General features: G+C 75.1%; 1 protein-coding gene. It reads left to right on the forward strand.

Annotated elements, in window-relative coordinates; genetic code table 11:
• Window positions 1-458, forward strand: a 458-nt coding sequence (locus LG396_RS38930) for a SpnB-like Rossmann fold domain-containing protein (protein WP_225798333.1), incomplete at both ends; no start/stop codon positions are given.

Genomic DNA, 458 nt, shown 5'->3' on the forward strand with positions numbered 1-458 from the left:
CGCTCTTCGACGCCGAAGGTGGTCCGGTCGCAGAGGTCGGCGAGCTGGCGATGCGTACCCTCGCGGCCGAGCCCCAGCCCGCCGCCGACCTCTACACCTTGCGCTGGACTCCGCAGCAACTCCCGGGCGACGTACCGGACCTCGCCGGCTGGGCCACCCTCGGCGCCACCGCACCCGTCCCGGACACCCCCGCCCGGCACTACGCGAGCCTGGCCGACCTCCTCGCCACCGACCACCAGCCCACCGCCGTCGTCTATGCCCCCGCACCCGGCGACACCACCCCCACCGCCGCCCACAGGGCCGTCAACGACCTCCTCACCCTCCTCCAGCAACACCTCGCAGAGCCGCGCCTGGCCGACACCCCCCTCCTTGTCCTGACCCGCCACGCCCACACCGCAGAGCCGGACCCGGTCCACGCGGCGCTGTGGGGTCTGGCGCGCTCCGCGCAGGCCGAGCAG

Origin of the sequence: Streptomyces aculeolatus (assembly GCF_020400605.1) — a bacterium.
GTDB lineage: Bacteria > Actinomycetota > Actinomycetes > Streptomycetales > Streptomycetaceae > Streptomyces > Streptomyces aculeolatus.